Genomic DNA, 18,940 nt, shown 5'->3' with positions numbered 1-18,940 from the left:
ATGTATATATTAATTAACATTAAATTAATATTAATTTTAAAATACTATAATATAGTTAACTGGCTTTATATTGAGAAGTGTACTATAATTTTATTATAAGAAATTACAAGAATTTCTATAAAATAATAATTGTTAGATAAAGGTTTATTAAAAAATATAATATATAATATGGACAAGCAATTTATTAATTTTAAAATATTGTAAATAATTTTTAATGAAATATATTAATTAAAATGTTAAAATAAATTTAGACTTAAATTATAACAAATTGAATATTTAGGTAGGTATAATAATGAATAAAAATTTACTGAGCACAGATGAATATATAAAAATAAAGAAAAAGAGAAAAAGAATAAAAAAAATAGTAATATTGTTTATATTTTTAATATCTATATTAATAACTTTATGTCTTAAAATACCTTATTTTAATATTAAATCAATTGATGTAGAAGGTAATGTTAATATATCTAAGGATGTAATAAAAGATATTTCTGCCGTTAAAATTGGAAATAATATATTTTATGCCAATAAAAAGGATGTAGTAGAAAGTATTTCATTAAATCCATACATAGATGATGTAAAAGTAAAGAAAGAGTTACCAAATAAATTGAAAATATATGTTAAAGAAAGAGAGGCTTTGTTCTTTAATAAAGTTGATAAAGATTTCTTAGTTATATCTAAAAATGGGTGTTTATTAGAAAAAAGAAAAGAAATTAATAATATGAATCTTGTTAATTTACAAGGATTTCAATTTAACAAATCTAAAATAGGAAGTCCTTTAAAAGCTAATGATGATAGAGCAGTAAAAATTTTAAATAATTTTGGAGTGTTGCTTAAAGATAATACATCTGACATATTCTTTAATAATTTAGATTTAACAAATCTATTAGATATTAAAATATATTCTAGAGGAATATGTGTAAAGATAGGTACATCTGATGAATTAGAGAAAAAATTAAATAAAGCTATAAATATTTTAAAAAGAGATGAACTCAAAAAAGCTAAAAAAGGATATCTAGATGTTAGTTATGAAGGTAATCCTGTATTTTATATAGAAAAATAGGAGGTAAGAAATGAAAAAAACTTCACAAATTAGTGTGGCATTGGTTTGTGCTATACTTGGATTTATGTTAGCTCATCAGTTTAAATCTATAGTAAAACAAGAAAAGACTTTAAACATGCCAAGTAAAAGTAGCGAAGATGTTACTGTAGCAATAGATCAATATAAAAAAGAAAAAACAGAACTAGAGAAAAAAATAGATGAATTACAAGGTAAATTAAAGGATTATGAAAATAAAGCTTCTTCTAAAAGTGATGCTACTAAAAATTTGCTTGATGAATTAAAAACTACAAGACTTTTAACAGGAAATACAGATGTAGAAGGACCTGGAATAGTAATATATTTAAATCCTATAACAGATATATTTGGCTCTGGTCCAAAGGACAAAATAACAGATAAACATTTAGTTTATTTGGTAAATGAATTAAGATTTGCAGGAGCTGAATCTATAGCAATAAATGGTATAAGAGTAGTTAATAGAACAGGTATAAGAATTGCTGGAAGCTATATAATGATTAACGATGAGAGAGTATCACCAAATAAGAGAATAACCATAGAAGCTATAGGAAATAAAGATTTATTATACGCTACATTAGATTTCCCAGAAGTATTTGTGGATTTTAAGGCTATATGTGATGTAAAGTATGAAAAAAAGGATAATATAAAAATGTCAAAATATAATAAAGTTTATAAAAATGAGTATGCAAAACCTGTAGAAGAAAAATAATTTCTACTAAAAGTAATTAGGAGGGCCTTTAATATGATAGGTTTTTTTGGTCTTATAATAGGTATTATAATAGGAGCTGTTTTTCAAGTTAATATACCAGATAAATTTTCACCATATATATCAGTGGCTATATTGGCTTGTTTAGATTCCGTTTTTGGAGCTTTAAGAGCTTCGCTTGCTAAAAATTTCCATGCAGATATATTTATATCGGGATTTTTTGGAAATGCAGTACTGGCAGCAGGATTGGCTTATTTAGGAGATAAAATGGGAGTACCTATATATTTAGCTGCTGTAGTAGTTTTTGGAGGTAGGATATTTGATAATTTCGGAGTTATAAGGAGAATACTTATAGAAAAAGCTAAATCTCATACTGAGGTGAAATAGATGAGAAATAATGAAGCTACTATATTCATATTTATAGCTTCTATAGCTATAGGGATATTGATATCCATGAATATAAGTTTTAAAAAGGTAAATGCTAGAACTTTTTTAAATGGCAAACAGTACCAAGAAGCAATTAATGAAAAAAATAAATTATATTCAGAAAACAGCAACTTAAAGGAAAAATATAATGATTATTACGAAAAGTTAAAAAAATATGAAAGTAAATTATCAGATCAAAAAGAAATAAGAGAGGAAGTTGGAAAAGAAATTTTTGAAAATAGATTACAGTTAGGAAATATAGCTGTACAAGGACCTGGATTAAGAATAGTGTTAAAAGATGCAGATAAGAAGTTATTTGAAGGAGGAACTTACGAAGAAAATCAGTTAAAGTTAATACATAATACAGATCTTATACAGGTTATAAATGACTTGAAAAATTCTGGCGTAGAAGCTATATCCTTAAATGGACAGAGAATAACTAATACTTCTGATGTATATTGTGACGGTACTCTTATAGGTATAAATGGTGGAATAAAACTGTTAGCTCCTTTTTATATTGATGTAATAGGAGATAAAACATCTATTAGAGAATATATGCTTAGAAGTGATGGATATCTTCAAATATTAATGGTTAGAAAAATATATGTAGATATACAAGAAAAAGATAAAATAATAGTACCAGCCTATAGTGGTGATAAAAAACCTAAAAATATTAAATCTACAGAAAAATAATTAGTTTAAAAGTGTTTAATTCTGAAGGACTTTTAAATTTTATGCAGAATATTATAAAGTAAATAATAATTAGGCTGTAAGGGGGCATGGCTTTGGAAATACGAGACAATATTAATAGCATAAAGAAAAACTTGCCCAAAGATGTAACTCTTATAGGGGTATCCAAAACTAAACCAGTAGAATATGTAGAAGAAGCATATGAAGCTGGATTGAGAGATTTTGGAGAAAATAAGGTACAAGAACTTGTAGATAAAATAGAGTATTTTAAAGAAAAAAAAGACATAAGGTGGCATTTAATAGGTCATCTTCAAAGAAATAAAGTGAAGTATGTAGTAGGAAAAGTTTATTTGATACATTCTTTAGATAGCATTAGGCTTTTAGAAGAGATAGAAAATAAATATAAAAAAGCTGATAAAATAGCTAATGCATTAATTCAAATAAATATAGCAAAAGAAGAAAGTAAATATGGAATATATGAAGAAGAACTAGAAAATATTATATATGCTATAGAAAAATGTAAAAATGTAAAAATTAAAGGAATTATGAGTATAATACCTAAAGGTTCTAATGAAGAATGTGCTAAATACTTTGGACAAGTAAAAAATATATTTTCATTACTACAGAATAAGAACTTTAACAATATAGAAATGAAGTACTTATCTATGGGAATGACGGGAGACTATCCTATTGCTATAAAGGAAGGCTCTAACATGATAAGAGTGGGACAAGGAATTTTTGGAAAGAGAAATTATGATATAAAGTAATTATTAAGGAGGTAAATGTTTATGGCAGGTAAAATTTTTGACAAAATGGCTGGACTTCTAGGCCTAGAAGATGATTTAGAAGAGGATTTAGAGGAAATGGAAGAGGGAGAACAAAAAGTAGAGGAAGAAGTAACTCCACTTATATCTTCAAACACTAAAAGAAATAATAAGGTGGTAAGTATACATACAGCCGTTTCAGCTAAGGTTAAAATAATAAAGCCAACTAGTTATGAAGAAGCTGTAGATATATGTGATGAACTAAAAAATAGAAAAATAATAATAGTAAATACTACCGATTTAGAAACTAAAATAGCCCAAAGATTATTAGATTTTATGGGTGGTGCAAGTTATGCATTAGGTGGCAGTTTAGAAGAAGTTGAAAAATCTGTTTATATATTAGCACCCTCAACAGTAGAAGTTACTAATGAACTAAAAAGTCAATTAATATCTAGTAAGGGAATATTTAATTGGAATAAATAAGTTTGGAGGCAAATATGGTATCTAACACTATAATAACAGCTATATCACTTTTATTTAGGCTTTTAGAAGGGGCAATCTTGATTGATGTAGTGTTATCTTGGGTAGCTCCAGGAAAACAGGATCCTTTTACTAATTTCATACACAGCCTTACAAATCCACTTATGAAGCCCGCAAGGAATTTTCAAAATAAAATAGCACCAAATTTGATGATAGATTTTTCGCCTATATTTGCTTTGGTTTTATTAGATATTATAAGAAATTTAGTTTTTTATATTTTAAGATTTTTATAAATGAATAAAGAAAAGTTTTTAAACAAAGTAAATATAGAAGATAAGAGTATGTTGCTGGATATATATAATAAAGCCATATTAGCAGAAAAAACAGGAAAACAATTATTTTCATCTTATTTTTGTACTAACAATATATGCAAAGTTTCTCACGAATTAGCGGACTTTTTAAATTTGAAAATAGATACTTTTGGAGTTTTTAAGGATGCAGAAAGAAAAGTTATAGGATTTAATGTTTACGATGTTCAAGATTTTCCATTGATTCTGGCTAAAATAAGTTATAATTCTAAATTTATTAACTTAAAGCACAAAGATTTTTTAGGTTCTTTAACATCTTTAGGTATAAAGAGAGAAAAAATGGGAGATTTAATTTTAAAACAAGATAATTGTTATGTACCTATATATGAAGATTTATATGAATATGTAAACATGAATTTGAATCATATAGCTAAGGCACCCTGTAGAATAGAAAATGTAGATTTAAAAACTCAGGTGATTCCTGAGTTTAATTTTGAAGAAAAGTGTATTATTGTTTCTTCTAATAGACTTGATTCTATAGTGGCATGTTTATGTAATATATCTAGAAATAGAGCTTTGAATCTAATAGAATCTTCAAAGGTGTTTGTGGATTATGATGAAGTAAATTCTAAAAATAAGGAGATACATAAGGATTCTATAATTACTATAAGAGGATATGGTAAATTTAAAATGGATTCTTTGGTAGGAGAAACAGCTAAGGGACGAATTAAAATATTATTTAAAAAATTTATTTGATTTGAGGTGTGTTCTATGAAGATAACATCAATGGATATTACTAATAAAATATTTAAAAAATCCATGAGAGGATATAATTGTGAAGAGGTAGATGAATTTTTAGATAAAATATCAGAGAATTATGAAGAACTGTATAAAGAAAATTCATCTTTAAGTGAAAGGGTAATTACATTAGAAGATAGATTAAATCATTATGATAAAATGGAAGAAACTATACAAAATACTCTTTTATTAGCCCAAAATGCAGCAGAGCAAGCAAAGGAGACAGCTCAAAAGGAAGCAGATTTAATAATAAAAAATGCTAATGATTCTGCTAAAAGAGTTATAGAAAAATCTCAAGAAGACGTTATGAAAATAAATGATGAATTCCAGTATACAAAACAAGAATTTAATAAATTTAGAAATAGATATAAAACGTTCATGAAAACCCAGATGGACATGTTTTATGAAATGGAAAAAGAATTTATGAAAAACTATAATCTTGGTACTGGTGTAGAAGAAAGATTTGTATCAGAAAAAGAGATAGAAATTGAAGATGGTGCAGCTTTAGTGGATAATTCAGAAACTAAAGAACATAATTTTAAAGTTTCAGATATTACCATAGATAATTCTTTTTTAAACAAAAACAATAATGAAATAAAAAGTTTTTATATAAAAGAAGATTAATAGAGGAGTTTTTGCATATAGCAAAAACTCCTTTAAATATATATAATAAATTTGAAAATATATAATCTTAATAAATAAAAAATTTAAATTGTAGTCTCAATATACTAATAAAATATTAGGTGTATGGTATAATAAATTTATCTGAATGTCAAAATTACTAATAATAACTATAATTAAACCTTAAAATTACTTTACATATGAAAGTAGGGGAATTATATGAAAGAAATAATATTAGAAAGTGTAGAGCTAAAACATAGGGTATACATAAATAATAACTTAAATAGATTTCATAATATACTTTTAGAAAACAAAATAAAAGATACAGATAATATATTTATAATAACTGATAAAAATGTATATAGTTTATATAAAGACAGAATAGAACAATTTATAAATAAAAATAGATATTTTGTATTTGAAATGGATCAAGGAGAAGAAAATAAAAATATTAATACAATAAACAAAATATATGATTTTTTAATAGAAAATCATGCTAATAGGCATAGTGTATTAATAGCTTTTGGTGGAGGCATAGTAGGTGATATTACTGGATTTGTAGCATCTACTTATATGAGAGGTGTAAGATTTATAAACATACCTACTACGTTATTGTCTCAAGTGGATAGTTCAATAGGAGGCAAAGTAGGTTATAACCACAGAGAGACAAAAAATTTAATAGGAAATTTTTATAATCCTTTATTCGTTTACGTAAGTACTAGTTTTTTAAAAACTTTAAGTAAAAAAGAATTTCTAAATGGATTAGGCGAAATAATAAAGTATTCTTTAATAAAAGATAATGATTTAGATTATTTCATAGAAAAAAATATTAAGTTTATATTGGAGAGAGAACAAGATAAACTTATTTATATAGTAAAAGAATGTTTATCCATAAAGGCAAATATTGTAGAAGAAGACTTTAGAGATTTGGGAATAAGGAATTCTTTAAATTTTGGTCACACTGTAGGTCATGCTATAGAAGTTGATTCTAATTATAGTATATCACATGGAGAAGCTGTAGCTTTGGGAGTATTAGTAGCTTTAAAGTTATCAGAAAAAAAGTTAAATTTAGATAAAAACGTATATAAGAATATAGTGCAGTTATATAAAAAGTTAAATTTGCCACTTTTCTATAGAGTTGACAACTATAAGATATTTTTGTATGCTATAAGACATGATAAAAAAAATAGGGACAAAATTAGATTTACTTTATTAGAGAAAAAAGGTAAAGTAAAAGTAAAAATGGAAGTAGAAGAAAGTGAAATTGTTAAAGCTATGAAAGAAAGCATAGATAGGGAGGAAGAATAAATGACAATAGGTATTATAGGTGCAATGGATGAGGAACTAGAATTATTATTAAGGGAATTAAAACCAGAAATAAAGCAAGTTAAAGCCAATATGACCTTTAACTCAGGAAAGCTTTGGGGTAATAGTGTAGTTGCCGTAAGATGCGGTATAGGAAAAGTAAATGCAGCTATCTGTGCTCAAATATTAATAGATGATTTTAAAGTGGATAAAATAATAAATGTAGGTATAGCTGGAGGAACAGCAGAACATGTATTACCAGGAGATGTAGTAGTAGCAGATAGTTTAATTCAACATGACATGGATACATCTGCTTTTGGAGACCCAATAGGACAAATTCCAAGATTAGATACTTTTGATTTTAAATGTGATGTTGAATTAATAGAAAAAGCGAAAAAAGCTTTTGAAGATGAAAAAGATCATAAATGTTTGGTGGGAAGAATAGTTACAGGAGATCAATTCATAAATGATAAAGAAAAAGTTCAATGGATGTGCAAAGAATTTAATGCATTGGCTTGTGAAATGGAAGGTGGAAGCATAGCTCAAGTTTCATATTTAAACAGTATTCCTTTTGTAGTTATAAGATCCATATCAGACAACGCCAGTATAGGAGCACATATGGAATATGAGGACTTTATGAGTATAGCTATTAAAAATTCTACTCATATATTAAAAAGAATGCTTTTAAGTATATAAGCATTACAGTTTTCAGTGTATTTAAAATAATTTTATTATTATTTTAAATACATAAAGATTTTATTCTAAAGAGAAAAGAAGTTTTCGTAGGTGATATTTTAATGGAAAAATTGTTAATAGATAAAAAAAACGGTGAGAATATTAAAGTTAAAGTAAAAGATATAATTATAGGTGGAGAAGAAAAAGTAATTATATCAGGTCCTTGTGCGGTGGAAGATGAAAAAACAGTTATGTCTATAGCACAGAATCTTAAAAAATTAGGAGTTCACATGTTAAGAGGAGGAGCTTTTAAGCCAAGAACTTCTCCGTATTCTTTTCAGGGTTTAAAATTTCAAGGACTTAAAATTTTAAAAAACTGTGGAGATAAATTTGATATGCCTATAGTAAGTGAAATAATGGATGCAAGAGATATAGAAGAAGCATGCCATTATATTGATATGATACAAATAGGTTCAAGAAATATGTATAACTATACTCTTTTAAAAGAAGTAGGAAGAACAAATAAGCCCGTTCTTTTAAAAAGAGGAATGAGTGCTACACTTAAAGAATGGATTTACGCAGCAGAATATATTATGAGTGAAGGTAACATGAATATAGTATTATGTGAAAGAGGAATAAGAACCTTTGAGAGCTATACAAGAAATACATTAGATCTTAATACCGTAGCAGTAATAAAGGATAAATATAGAGTTCCTATAATAGTAGATCCTAGTCATGCTACAGGATTTAGAGAATATGTAAAGCCAATGTCTTTAGCTTCTATAGCAGCAGGAGCAGATGGCCTTATAATAGAAAGTCATGTGAATCCAGATGATGCAGTATCTGATGCCAGACAGACTATAAACATTAAAGATATGAAGGAACTAATACAGGGAGTAGAGAAAATAAATAATATTTTATAATCATAGTTATTATATAAAGAATAATTTAAATTAGGTTAATTTGAATCTTTTTACATAGAATAAATAAAAAAAATATAGTTAAAATATCATTAAGAAAGTAAAAGTTCTATGGAGAAAGGAGTTTATAACCTATGGATGAAAATTCTTTAAAATATTTTAAAAATAAACTTATAAGAGAAAAAGAAGGAGTAAACTCTCTACTACAGGAAATGAAAAATAATGAAAGTATAGATTCTAATTCTGCTATAAATATGGAGTTATCCAATTATGACAATCATCCTGCAGACACAGGTTCAGAACTTTTTGAAAAAGAAAAAGGATTAGCACTTAAAGAGAATCAAATATCTATAATAAAAAAAATAAATGATGGATTGAAAAATATAGAAGATGGAAGTTATGGAATTTGTAAAGGCTGTGGTAAAAACATACCAAAAGAGAGATTAGAACTTGTTCCTTATGCAGAGCTTTGTATTAAATGCCAAGATAAAATTAGTGAAAAAAATATTAATGAAATCCAAAGGCCTGTTGAAGAAGAAGTATTAGGATATCCTTTTGGATATGGTTATAATGATAAGACAACAAAAGTAGAATTCGATGCAGAAGATTGTTATCAAAGTGTAGAATTTTTTAATAAAATAAAAAATATGCATGAATACTATAATGTACAAGAAGAAGAGGATTTAGAAGAAGAAGGTTATGTAGAACCGGTAGAGAAAATAAGTAATGAATATTATAAAAGCACATTAGAATAACTACAATTTATAATGTGCTTTATTATAAGGCTCAGATGGAGTTTTTCATGACAATGAATGTCCTTTCCATCTGAGTTTTAACAATATTTTATATAACAACAATTTTATATGAGAGTTAATAGCACAAGTATAGCTTGTATACAATATTAATTTAAGTGTTAAACAAATTTATAAACTATATTATTAAACAAATTATAGTTGTATATAATTTAGGGGGAATATTGTGGAAATAATTATATTAATATTAGGTATAGTATTAGATAGAATAAGTAAATTATGGGCTCTGAATACATTAGCCTCTGGTAAATATATAGTTATAATAAAAGATTTATTTACCTTTTCTTATTTAGAAAATAGAGGAGCAGCTTTTGGAATATTCCAAAATAAATTAATTTTCTTAGCTATAATCACTGTAGTTGTTATTATAGGTGTGGCATATTTTATTACAAAGTATAAACCTGGTTCTAGGCTATTAAAAATATCTTTAGCACTAATAATAAGTGGCGCTATAGGAAACTTAATAGATAGAATTTATTATAAATTTGTAGTAGATTTTATAATGTTACATTATAAAGATAAATATTATTTCCCTACATTTAATATAGCGGACACATTAGTGGTTATAGGGACTATACTATTAGTAATATACATATTAAAGGAAGAGTAATTTATGGAAAAGATATTTTTAACAGTAGAAAAGGAATTTGATAATGTAAGATTAGATTTATATTTATCTCAGATTTTTGAAGATAAATCTAGATCTTATTTTCAGGAAATAATAAATAATGGTAATGTATTAATAAACAATAAAGAAAAAAAAAGAAATTACAAATTAAAACTTGGAGATAATATTGAAGTGAATATACCAGAACCTAAGTTGCTTGAGATAGAACCAGAAGATATTGAAGTAGATATATTATATGAAGATAAAGACATAATAGTTGTAAATAAACCTCAGGAAATGGTAGTTCATCCTGCACCAGGGCTATATTCGGGAACTTTAGTTAATGCTCTTTTAAAGCACTGCACAGATTTATCAGGTATAAATGGAGTAGCAAGACCTGGAATTGTACATAGAATAGATAAGGACACTTCAGGCGTATTAGTAGTGGCGAAAAATGACAAATCTCACAATAATTTAGCAGCTCAATTTAAAGAACATTCTATTTCTAGAGTATATATGGCATTGGTAGAGGGCACAATAAAGAATGAACAGGGTATTATAGAGGCGCCTATAGGTAGACACCCTGTAGATAGAATAAAGATGGCAGTAGTGAAAAATGGAAGGCATGCCGTAACACATTATAAAGTTATAGAAAGATTTAAAAGTCACACTTTGGTAGAATGCAGGCTTGAAACAGGAAGAACACATCAGATAAGAGTCCATATGACTCATATAAAGCATCCTTTAGTTGGAGACCCAGTTTATGGATATAAGAAGCAAAGATTTAATTTAAAAGGGCAGATGTTACATGCTAGATTATTAGGATTTGTTCATCCTAGTACAGGAAAATATGTAGAATTTCAAAGTGAAGTACCAGAGTATTTTAAAAAAATAGTCAAAATTTTGAGAAATGAATTGATTTAATTATAAAATAGTGATAATATATGTCTATAAATGTTACAAAAGATAAAAGAAAATATGTACAGAAGAAAAATTTTAACAAGAACAAAAGAAAAAAAATTAAGAACAGAAGATAAAATAAATTTGTAACAAAGGAATATATAATACACAAAAGAAGTAATTTTTGATCACAAGAACAAAAGAAGAAATTATAAAAATATGTTTATTAGTGAAAACAAAATAAAAATTAAATCTATTGAAAATTTATGATAGATGTTGTATAATGATAGAAAATGTTTTACCTTTAAAATGATCCTGTGAGGTCATAAGGCTATGAATAAATTTATATAGAATTATTATGCCTTTACTTGCAGAGTAAGGGCATTTTTTTATTCAAGTATGACATTTTGTATAATAAATTTAAAGCTTATTAATTAATTTAATTAATATTGAGAGGGATAAAAAACTAACTTAATTAACTCTTATTTTTTTAAAAGAAGGAGGCATAAAATTGAATCTTAAGGCTGAAATATTAGATGAAAAAGGTATTAAAAGAAGTCTTACTAGAATAGCTCATGAAATAATAGAAAAAAACAAAGGTGTAGAAGATATTATTCTTGTAGGAATAAAAAGAAGAGGTTATCCATTAGCAAAAAGAATAGCTAATGCTATAGAAAGTATTGAAGATGTGAAAGTACCAGTAGGTTCTGTAGATATAACTTTATATAGAGATGATTTAAGTAAAGAAAGTGAACAGCCAGTAATAAAAAGCTTAGATTTAGAACATAACATTAATGATAAAAAAATAATTTTAGTAGATGATGTAGTATTTACAGGAAGAACCGTAAGAGCAGCTATGGACGCTACTATACATCATGGAAGACCATCTTCTATACAACTGGCAGTTTTGGTTGATAGAGGACATAGGGAATTACCTATAAGACCAGATTTTGTAGGTAAAAACATTCCAACTTCAAAAGCTGAAGTAGTATCGGTAAATCTAAAAGAATTTGATGGACATGATTCCATTAAAATATTTGAAAGATAACGTCTTTTAAAATAGTCCAGAGAGACTAAAAGGGGGAAACAATATGAAAAAATATATAGACGTAAATGAAAAATTACCTATCTTAAAAACTATACCTTTAAGTTTTCAACATTTGTTTGCAATGGTTGGAGCCACTATATTAGTACCTATGCTTACAGGCATGAGTCCTTCCATTGCATTGTTTGGAAGTGGTATAGGAACTCTTCTTTATGTTCTTTGTACCAAAGCAAAATTACCAGCATATATAGGATCATCTTTTGCATTTATAGGACCTATGACAGTGGCATCAGCGGCTTATGGACCTAATGCTATGCTATCTGGAATAATAGCTGCAGGATTAATTTATATATTAGTAGCGGGCATAATAAGTTTTACAGGTACAGATTGGTTAAATAAAGTGTTGCCTCCTATAGTTGTTGGTTCTGTTGTAATAGTAATAGGATTAGGGTTGGCAGCAGTAGCAGTAAACTGGGCAGGCCTTAACTCCAGCTTTACAGTAGAGTCAATGCAAAATGTACCAAGGTGGGCATGGATTACAGTTTCAATGATAACTTTGGGAATAGGAATACTAGGGACAATGTATTTTAAAGGATTTTTAGGAGTAATACCAATTCTTATAGCCATGATATGCGGCTATATTTCAGCATTAGCTTTAGGGGTTATATCTCAAGAAACTTTAGCTAAAATAGCAAGTGCACCTTTATTTCAACTTCCACCATTTATGAAACCACAATTCAATATAAATGCTATGGTATTAATGGCACCAGTAGCTTTTGTAACACTAGCAGAACATATAGGACATGTTTATGTAACTAATAACGTAGTGGGGAAAGATTTTACAAAGGATCCTGGACTTCATAGATCTATACTAGGAGATGGTATAGCTACTTTATTAGCAGGATTTATAGGTGGCCCTCCAAATACAACCTATGGAGAAAATATAGGCGTTATGGCTATAACAAAAGTATACAGTGTGTGGGTAATAGTAGGGGCTGCTATAATAGCCATTATACTTTCATTTATAGGCCCTGTAGCTACATTAATAGCTACAATACCAATGCCAGTTATGGGTGGGGTTAGCATATTATTATTTGGAATAATAGCTTCTTCAGGATTTAGAGTATTTGTAGAAGATAAAATAGATTTCAGTAAAAAGAGAAACTTGATAATATCTTCTGTAATAATAGTATTAGGAATAGGAGGAGCTGCAGTAAAATTTAAATTGGCAGGCTCTGATGTAGAAGTAGCAGGAGTTGCACTAGCAACACTAGTTGGAATAATATTAAATTTAATACTTCCAAAAGAAAGTAGGACAGAAGAAGCCGATAATGAAGAGAATTTAAATGAAGAATCTGTTAAACCTATAGAAAAAAATGTAGTTTAGAAAACATTAAATATATTATATGTATAATGAAAAATACTAATGTAATTTTGCATTAGTATTTTTATTTTTTGAATATTTAGTAATTATATTTGTGTTGAATACGCAATGTAAGTTTTAAATTAAGTTGAATTCTGTAAGAGATATTGTTATAATTGTAATATATTTCAATAAAATGTAATATACAGGATAAGTATAAGCGAAACAGATTTGCTATATTTAAAAATTGAATAATAAGGAGATGAAAATATGATTAGGTTTGTAGATTTTTTGCCAATGTTGATATCTTGTTTATTTAGCTATATTATATTTAATAAGATAGCTAAAAAATACAATTTCATAAAAAAATTAGATTCTAGTCTTAGTATATTTAACTCATATTGGAAACCTGTATTTTATATAGCTTGTATGCTTATATTATCATTTATAATATGTGTGGTTGGAGTATTTTCAGATATTATTATTTATATATTAACTGGAATTATATCAGGAATTATGCTGAATTTTATTAATTTTACACATAAAGATGAGACTAATGTATATAAAATACACATATAAGGTTTTAATATTTTTATAATAATAATAAGTTTTACAAACTATAAAATTAATCTATAATAAGGCAAGATGATTTTAGTTATTAATAACATCTTGCCTTATTCTACTTATTAAAATTCAATATTTAATTTTAGATAGATTTATGAGCTATTTATTAATCTTGATTTAGTGAAATATTGGATTATATACGTTATTTTAATAAATTTTTTATGTTATACTTCAGTAAAGCTTTTAAAAAAATTACAATTTCATTGTTTAACGTGTGTTTTTTAAAAAAATTTGGTATAATTTAATAATAGTTATTAAATCATATTGGTTAAAACAAGTTGAGAAAAGGTGGTATTATGAGAATTTATTCTTGGAATGTTAATGGGTTAAGAGCAGTAGCAAAAAAGAACTTCTTTCAGTGGATAGAAGAAGAAGATCCTGATATATTATGTATTCAAGAAACAAAATTGCAGGAGAATCAATTAGAAGATAATATAAAAAACATAGAAGGATATCACTCTTATTTTAGTTTTGCAGAAAAAAAAGGGTATAGTGGAGTAGCTACATATACAAGGGAAGAACCTATTTCTATAAAACGCGGTATAGGAGTGGAAAAATTTGATTCAGAAGGCAGAATACTTATAACAGAATTTAAAAAATTTACTCTTCTAAATATATACTTCCCTAATGGCCAAAGGGATGAAGAAAGACTTCAATATAAATTAGATTTTTATGAAGCTTTATTTGATTATTGTGATCAATTGGTTAAAGAAGATAAAAAATTGGTTATATGTGGAGATTATAATACTGCTCATAATGAAATAGATCTTAAAAATCCTAAAGCCAATGAAAAAACTTCAGGATTTTTAAAAATAGAGAGAGAATGGATAGATAAAATAATAGAAAGAGGATATACAGATACCTTTAGAAACATAAATCCAGACAAGATTAAATATTCTTGGTGGAGTTACAGATTTAAAGCAAGAGAGAGAAATGCAGGATGGAGAATTGATTACCATTTTGTTTCAAATAATTTATTGGATAAAGTAGAAAATACAGAAATATTAAATGAAGTTTATGGTTCAGATCATTGTCCTGTAATGTTAGAGATAAAATAAATATTTAATATATTAAATATAAATTATGTTAAAGTAGGAGATGAAAAAATGGAATATACACTAATTGCTACAGCAACCTTCGGACTAGAAAAAGTAGTAGCGGATGAATTAAAAGAATTAGGATATGATGATTTAAAAATAGAAAATGGTAAAGTTGCTTTTATAGGTGATGAAAGAGATATAGTTACATGCAATATGTGGCTTAGGACTGCAGATAGAGTTTTAATAAAAATGGCAGAATTTAAGGCAGAAAGTTTTGAGGAACTTTTCCAAGGGACTAAGAGAATACCTTGGGGAGAATATATTTCAGAAGATGGCTTTATGCATGTAACAGGAAAATCTATTAAATCTACACTACATAGTGTTCCAGATTGTCAGTCTATAGTAAAAAAAGCTGTAATAGAAGCCATGAAAAGAGAATATGTTAAGGATTGGTTTAGTGAAGATGGACCAGAATATAAAATAGAGGTAGCTATTTTAAAAGATATAGTAACATTAACCTTGGATACTTCAGGGGCAGGACTTCATAAAAGAGGATATAGAGAAAATGCAGGAGAAGCACCTCTTAAGGAAACGCTAGCAGCAGCTTTGGTACTTTTAAGTAAGTGGGAACCTTCAAGAATACTTTCAGATCCTATGTGTGGTTCTGGTACCATTGCTATAGAAGCGGCCTTAATAGGTAAAAATATAGCACCAGGTTTAAATAGGAGATTTGCAGCAGAAGATTGGGATATAATACCTGTAAATATGTGGGAAGAAGTAAGACGACATGCTAAAAACTGTATAAACAATAATGACTTTAGAATATTAGCTTCAGATATAAATGGGAGAATATTAAAAACCGCTAGAGATAACGCACAAAAAGCAGGAGTTTCTGATTATATAGCTTTTCAAAAGATGCCTATGGAAGAATTTAAATCAAAAAAGAAATATGGAGTTATGATAACTAATCCACCTTATGGTGAAAGATTAAATACTCTAAAAGAAGTAGAAAAGCTTTATAAAAATCTAGGGGAAGTATACTCAGAATTGGAAGACTGGTCTTGCTTTGTATTAACTTCTTATGAAGGTTTTGAAAAGATATTTGGTGAGAAATCTAATAGGAATAGGAAATTATATAATGGAAGATTGAAATGTTATTATTATCAATATATAGGATTAGAACCTACTAAAAAGTATTATGAAAAATAATCTTTATAAAACATTTGAATAATGATTTATTATATAAAATTACTTAATTTCAATAGCTAAATATAAGGTGCTACTTAAGATCGAACTTATAATTTTTTAGTAATGACATCAAAAAATTCTTAGTCTATAGTATAAGTTTTTTAAAATAATTTCTTAAAATTTCCATTTAACAAAGATGACTTAGAAAATTAACTATCTTATAATGCAATTACTTACTAGGATCAAAGTACTATGCTTAATGATTTTAAAGATATTAACATAGATAGTCATGAAATAAAAATATTATTGTTATAGATAAAGGTGGTGAAGTTTTATGGGATTATATTGTCCCATAAATAAAATATGGATAGATTAATGAAAGTAGAAAATGTTGAAGATATATTACCTATTTATAAAAATACAGCTATTGAAAAACTTTTTAGATATCATAATTTAGATTGTAAACATGATGAATATAATAGTGCAGAATTATTAGTAGGAATGTGCATGGATAACAGAAAACAGCTTAAAATACCAAATAATTTTGCTTATATACTTAGAACTGGTGGAGGAAATTTAAGATATAGTGAATTTAAGATATCATATACTGTGGCAGTTGGAGGAGTTAAGACTTTAGCATTAATAGGTCATAATAATTGTGGAATGGTAAATTTGATCAGTAAAAAAGAAAAATTTATTAAGGGATTAGTTAATAATGCTGGATGGGATAAGGCACAAGCAGAGGAGCATTTTATGAGTTTTGCTCCTATGTTTGAAATAGAAAATGAAATTAGTTTTTTATTAGGTGAAACAAAAAGACTAAGAACAAAATATCCTAAAATATTAATAGCACCATTATTTTATAATGTGGATGATAATTTATTATATTTAGTTAAAGAGGATTAGTTTTATGGGGGAAGGGAAGTATATAAAATGAAAAAAATAATAAAAATATTGCTTATTATCTGTATATGTATAGGTATAGCTGGGTTTATGTTTTTTAAGATGGCTACATACCAAGGAGATAAATTAAGCGATAATTCCATCAAAAATGAAAATGTGATAGATAAGTTAAAAAATATAGAGCTTAATAAAGGAACCTTAACTGTAAGTGAAGATGATGTAAATGACATGTTAAAGGTTTATTTCCAAAATGAAAAAAATGTAGGAAATATATTAGTAAAATCCGTTAAAGTTGATACTAAAGACAATAAATTAAATTTATCTATACCAGTTAGATATAATGGATTAGATCTACTTATGTCTTCTTATGGTAATGTAAGTACTAGAGATGACAAAATAATTTATAAAATAGATAATATAAAAATGGGTAAAATATCAGTACCTAAGCATATTTTACTTGATCAAATAAATAAATCAAGCATTCCTAATATACAAAGTAATGGAGAAGAAATTATTATAGATAAAGGAATTACTAAAGTTAAAGTAAAAGATATAAAAATTGAAGGTGGTAAGTTCAAAATCAGTTTTTAAAAATATAATTTTCTGATATGTTATATGTAATTCAGTTACTATATGATTTAATTTTAAATTTATATTAAATCACATAGTAACTGAATTTTTTTATTTGAATTTAATCTAAAAGTATAATAAGTATTTAATAAACATAGTATAACATGAAGCAATAAATATTAAGGTGATTTTATTTGAAAGCAGATGCTGTTTTTCAAGGTGGTGGAGTTAAGGCTACAGCTTTTACAGGAGCTATTTGTAGGTTAGAAGAAGAGGGTGTTAATTGGCAAAGGGTAGCGGGGACATCTGCAGGTGCTATAATCGCATCTTTATTAGCTGTTGGATACACAGGAAAAGAGATAAGAAACATAATGTATGAATTAGATTATGAAAATGTAGGCAATACTACTGCTATTAAAAAATTCCCTTTTGGTCAAAAAACTTTAGGTCTCTTATTTGAAAAAGGAATTTTTAGTACAACATATATAGAAAAGTATCTTCAACAAGTATTTAAAGATAAAGGGAAAACTAAGTTTAAGCATATAAGTTTAAATGGAAGATCTCCTTTAAAGATAATAGTATCGGATGTTACTAATAAAAGATTAGTTATATTGCCAGATGATTTAAAGAAATATGGTCTAAATCCTATGGAATTAGAAATATCTAAAGCAGTAACAATGAGTATAAGTATACCTTTTTTCTTTAAACCAGTAAAATTGAAGTACCTGGGGAAAGAAGCCTATATAGTAGATGGAGGAATAACTAGCAATTATCCTATATGGATATTTGATGTAAAAAATATCCCCAGATGGCCCACTTTTGGTTTTAAATTAGGTAATGGTGAAGAGTATAACAGAACTATAGAAAATAGAGATTTCATATCTTATATAATGGATGTGATAGAAACAACTATATATTCCTATGATGAGAGTTATTTAAATGATAAAGATAAAATTAGAACTATATCTATACCTGCCCTAGGCGTAAAAACTACAGAATTTAATATATCCTTAGAAACCAAGAAGAAATTGTATAATGAAGGCTATGAAAAAGCAGATAAGTTTTTAAAGCGATGGGATTTTAGAACATACATAAGATCCTATAGAATATAAAAATT

Annotated in this window: 23 protein-coding genes; all 23 read left to right on the top strand. The window is 26.7% G+C overall.

The annotated features are described in order from the left end of the window. Positions 1 to 292 precede the first annotated feature (292 nt). Positions 293 to 1,063 (top strand): cell division protein FtsQ/DivIB, encoded by a 771-nt coding sequence (locus NGI68_RS01440; RefSeq protein ID WP_251859704.1) that lies wholly within the window; start codon positions 293 to 295, stop codon positions 1,061 to 1,063. A 10-nt stretch (positions 1,064 to 1,073) separates the two neighbouring features. Continuing rightward, the gene (locus NGI68_RS01435; protein WP_251859703.1) at positions 1,074 to 1,787 is read left to right on the top strand and encodes a DUF881 domain-containing protein; all 714 of its coding nucleotides are present in this window, start codon (positions 1,074 to 1,076) and stop codon (positions 1,785 to 1,787) included. 33 nt (positions 1,788 to 1,820) lie between these two features. After that, positions 1,821 to 2,171 (top strand): small basic family protein, encoded by a 351-nt coding sequence (locus NGI68_RS01430; protein WP_251859702.1) that lies wholly within the window; start codon positions 1,821 to 1,823, stop codon positions 2,169 to 2,171. Further along, a complete protein-coding gene (locus NGI68_RS01425) occupies positions 2,172 to 2,903 on the top strand; it encodes a DUF881 domain-containing protein (protein WP_251859701.1) in 732 nt (243 codons plus the stop codon). 92 nt (positions 2,904 to 2,995) lie between these two features. After that, positions 2,996 to 3,667 carry a YggS family pyridoxal phosphate-dependent enzyme gene (locus NGI68_RS01420; RefSeq protein WP_251859700.1) on the top strand — a complete coding sequence of 224 codons (672 nt, stop codon included), beginning with the start codon at positions 2,996 to 2,998 and terminating at the stop codon, positions 3,665 to 3,667. A gap of 21 nt (positions 3,668 to 3,688) precedes the next feature. Further along, positions 3,689 to 4,147, top strand: a complete 459-nt coding sequence (locus NGI68_RS01415; protein WP_251859699.1) for a cell division protein SepF — start codon at positions 3,689 to 3,691, stop codon at positions 4,145 to 4,147. Positions 4,148 to 4,161: 14 nt separating this feature from the next. After that, positions 4,162 to 4,437, top strand: a complete 276-nt coding sequence (locus NGI68_RS01410) for a YggT family protein (protein WP_251859698.1) — start codon at positions 4,162 to 4,164, stop codon at positions 4,435 to 4,437. Beyond that, entirely contained in the window at positions 4,438 to 5,208 is a 771-nt protein-coding gene (locus tag NGI68_RS01405; protein ID WP_251859697.1) for a YlmH family RNA-binding protein, read from the top strand. It begins immediately after the preceding gene. A gap of 15 nt (positions 5,209 to 5,223) precedes the next feature. Continuing rightward, the gene (locus NGI68_RS01400) at positions 5,224 to 5,874 is read left to right on the top strand and encodes a DivIVA domain-containing protein (RefSeq protein WP_251859696.1); all 651 of its coding nucleotides are present in this window, start codon (positions 5,224 to 5,226) and stop codon (positions 5,872 to 5,874) included. 216 nt (positions 5,875 to 6,090) lie between these two features. Then, the gene (gene aroB, locus NGI68_RS01395; protein ID WP_251859695.1) at positions 6,091 to 7,179 is read left to right on the top strand and encodes a 3-dehydroquinate synthase; all 1,089 of its coding nucleotides are present in this window, start codon (positions 6,091 to 6,093) and stop codon (positions 7,177 to 7,179) included. Beyond that, complete coding sequence (locus tag NGI68_RS01390) at positions 7,180 to 7,872, top strand: 5'-methylthioadenosine/adenosylhomocysteine nucleosidase (protein WP_251859694.1); 693 nt, start codon at positions 7,180 to 7,182, stop codon at positions 7,870 to 7,872. Between the two features lie 101 nt (positions 7,873 to 7,973). Further along, positions 7,974 to 8,774, top strand: a complete 801-nt coding sequence (gene aroF / locus NGI68_RS01385; protein ID WP_251859693.1) for a 3-deoxy-7-phosphoheptulonate synthase — start codon at positions 7,974 to 7,976, stop codon at positions 8,772 to 8,774. Positions 8,775 to 8,905: 131 nt separating this feature from the next. Next, positions 8,906 to 9,526 carry a TraR/DksA C4-type zinc finger protein gene (locus tag NGI68_RS01380; protein ID WP_251859692.1) on the top strand — a complete coding sequence of 207 codons (621 nt, stop codon included), beginning with the start codon at positions 8,906 to 8,908 and terminating at the stop codon, positions 9,524 to 9,526. 223 nt (positions 9,527 to 9,749) lie between these two features. After that, positions 9,750 to 10,193, top strand: coding sequence for a signal peptidase II (lspA, locus tag NGI68_RS01375; protein WP_251859691.1), 444 nt, complete (start codon positions 9,750 to 9,752; stop codon positions 10,191 to 10,193). Positions 10,194 to 10,196: 3 nt separating this feature from the next. Further along, positions 10,197 to 11,114: an RluA family pseudouridine synthase gene (locus NGI68_RS01370; protein ID WP_251859690.1), complete on the top strand. Its 918-nt coding sequence runs from the start codon at positions 10,197 to 10,199 to the stop codon at positions 11,112 to 11,114. Positions 11,115 to 11,601: 487 nt separating this feature from the next. Continuing rightward, complete coding sequence (gene pyrR, locus NGI68_RS01365) at positions 11,602 to 12,138, top strand: bifunctional pyr operon transcriptional regulator/uracil phosphoribosyltransferase PyrR (protein ID WP_251859689.1); 537 nt, start codon at positions 11,602 to 11,604, stop codon at positions 12,136 to 12,138. 43 nt (positions 12,139 to 12,181) lie between these two features. Next, positions 12,182 to 13,522, top strand: a complete 1,341-nt coding sequence (uraA, locus tag NGI68_RS01360) for a uracil permease (RefSeq protein WP_251859688.1) — start codon at positions 12,182 to 12,184, stop codon at positions 13,520 to 13,522. Between the two features lie 246 nt (positions 13,523 to 13,768). After that, positions 13,769 to 14,077, top strand: a complete 309-nt coding sequence (locus tag NGI68_RS01355; RefSeq protein ID WP_251859687.1) for a hypothetical protein — start codon at positions 13,769 to 13,771, stop codon at positions 14,075 to 14,077. Positions 14,078 to 14,418: 341 nt separating this feature from the next. Further along, entirely contained in the window at positions 14,419 to 15,180 is a 762-nt protein-coding gene (locus NGI68_RS01350; RefSeq protein ID WP_251859686.1) for an exodeoxyribonuclease III, read from the top strand. A gap of 48 nt (positions 15,181 to 15,228) precedes the next feature. Then, positions 15,229 to 16,371 (top strand): THUMP domain-containing class I SAM-dependent RNA methyltransferase, encoded by a 1,143-nt coding sequence (locus NGI68_RS01345; protein ID WP_251859685.1) that lies wholly within the window; start codon positions 15,229 to 15,231, stop codon positions 16,369 to 16,371. Between the two features lie 342 nt (positions 16,372 to 16,713). Then, entirely contained in the window at positions 16,714 to 17,256 is a 543-nt protein-coding gene (locus NGI68_RS01340; RefSeq protein WP_251859684.1) for a carbonic anhydrase, read from the top strand. Positions 17,257 to 17,283: 27 nt separating this feature from the next. Continuing rightward, a complete protein-coding gene (locus NGI68_RS01335) occupies positions 17,284 to 17,844 on the top strand; it encodes a hypothetical protein (RefSeq protein ID WP_251859683.1) in 561 nt (186 codons plus the stop codon). Positions 17,845 to 18,017: 173 nt separating this feature from the next. Then, the gene (locus tag NGI68_RS01330) at positions 18,018 to 18,935 is read left to right on the top strand and encodes a patatin-like phospholipase family protein (RefSeq protein WP_251859682.1); all 918 of its coding nucleotides are present in this window, start codon (positions 18,018 to 18,020) and stop codon (positions 18,933 to 18,935) included. Positions 18,936 to 18,940: the final 5 nt, after the last annotated feature.

This window comes from Clostridium sp. Marseille-Q2269 (assembly GCF_943736985.1).
GTDB lineage: Bacteria > Bacillota > Clostridia > Clostridiales > Clostridiaceae > Clostridium_F.
This window is presented reverse-complemented; position numbering and strand designations above follow the sequence as displayed.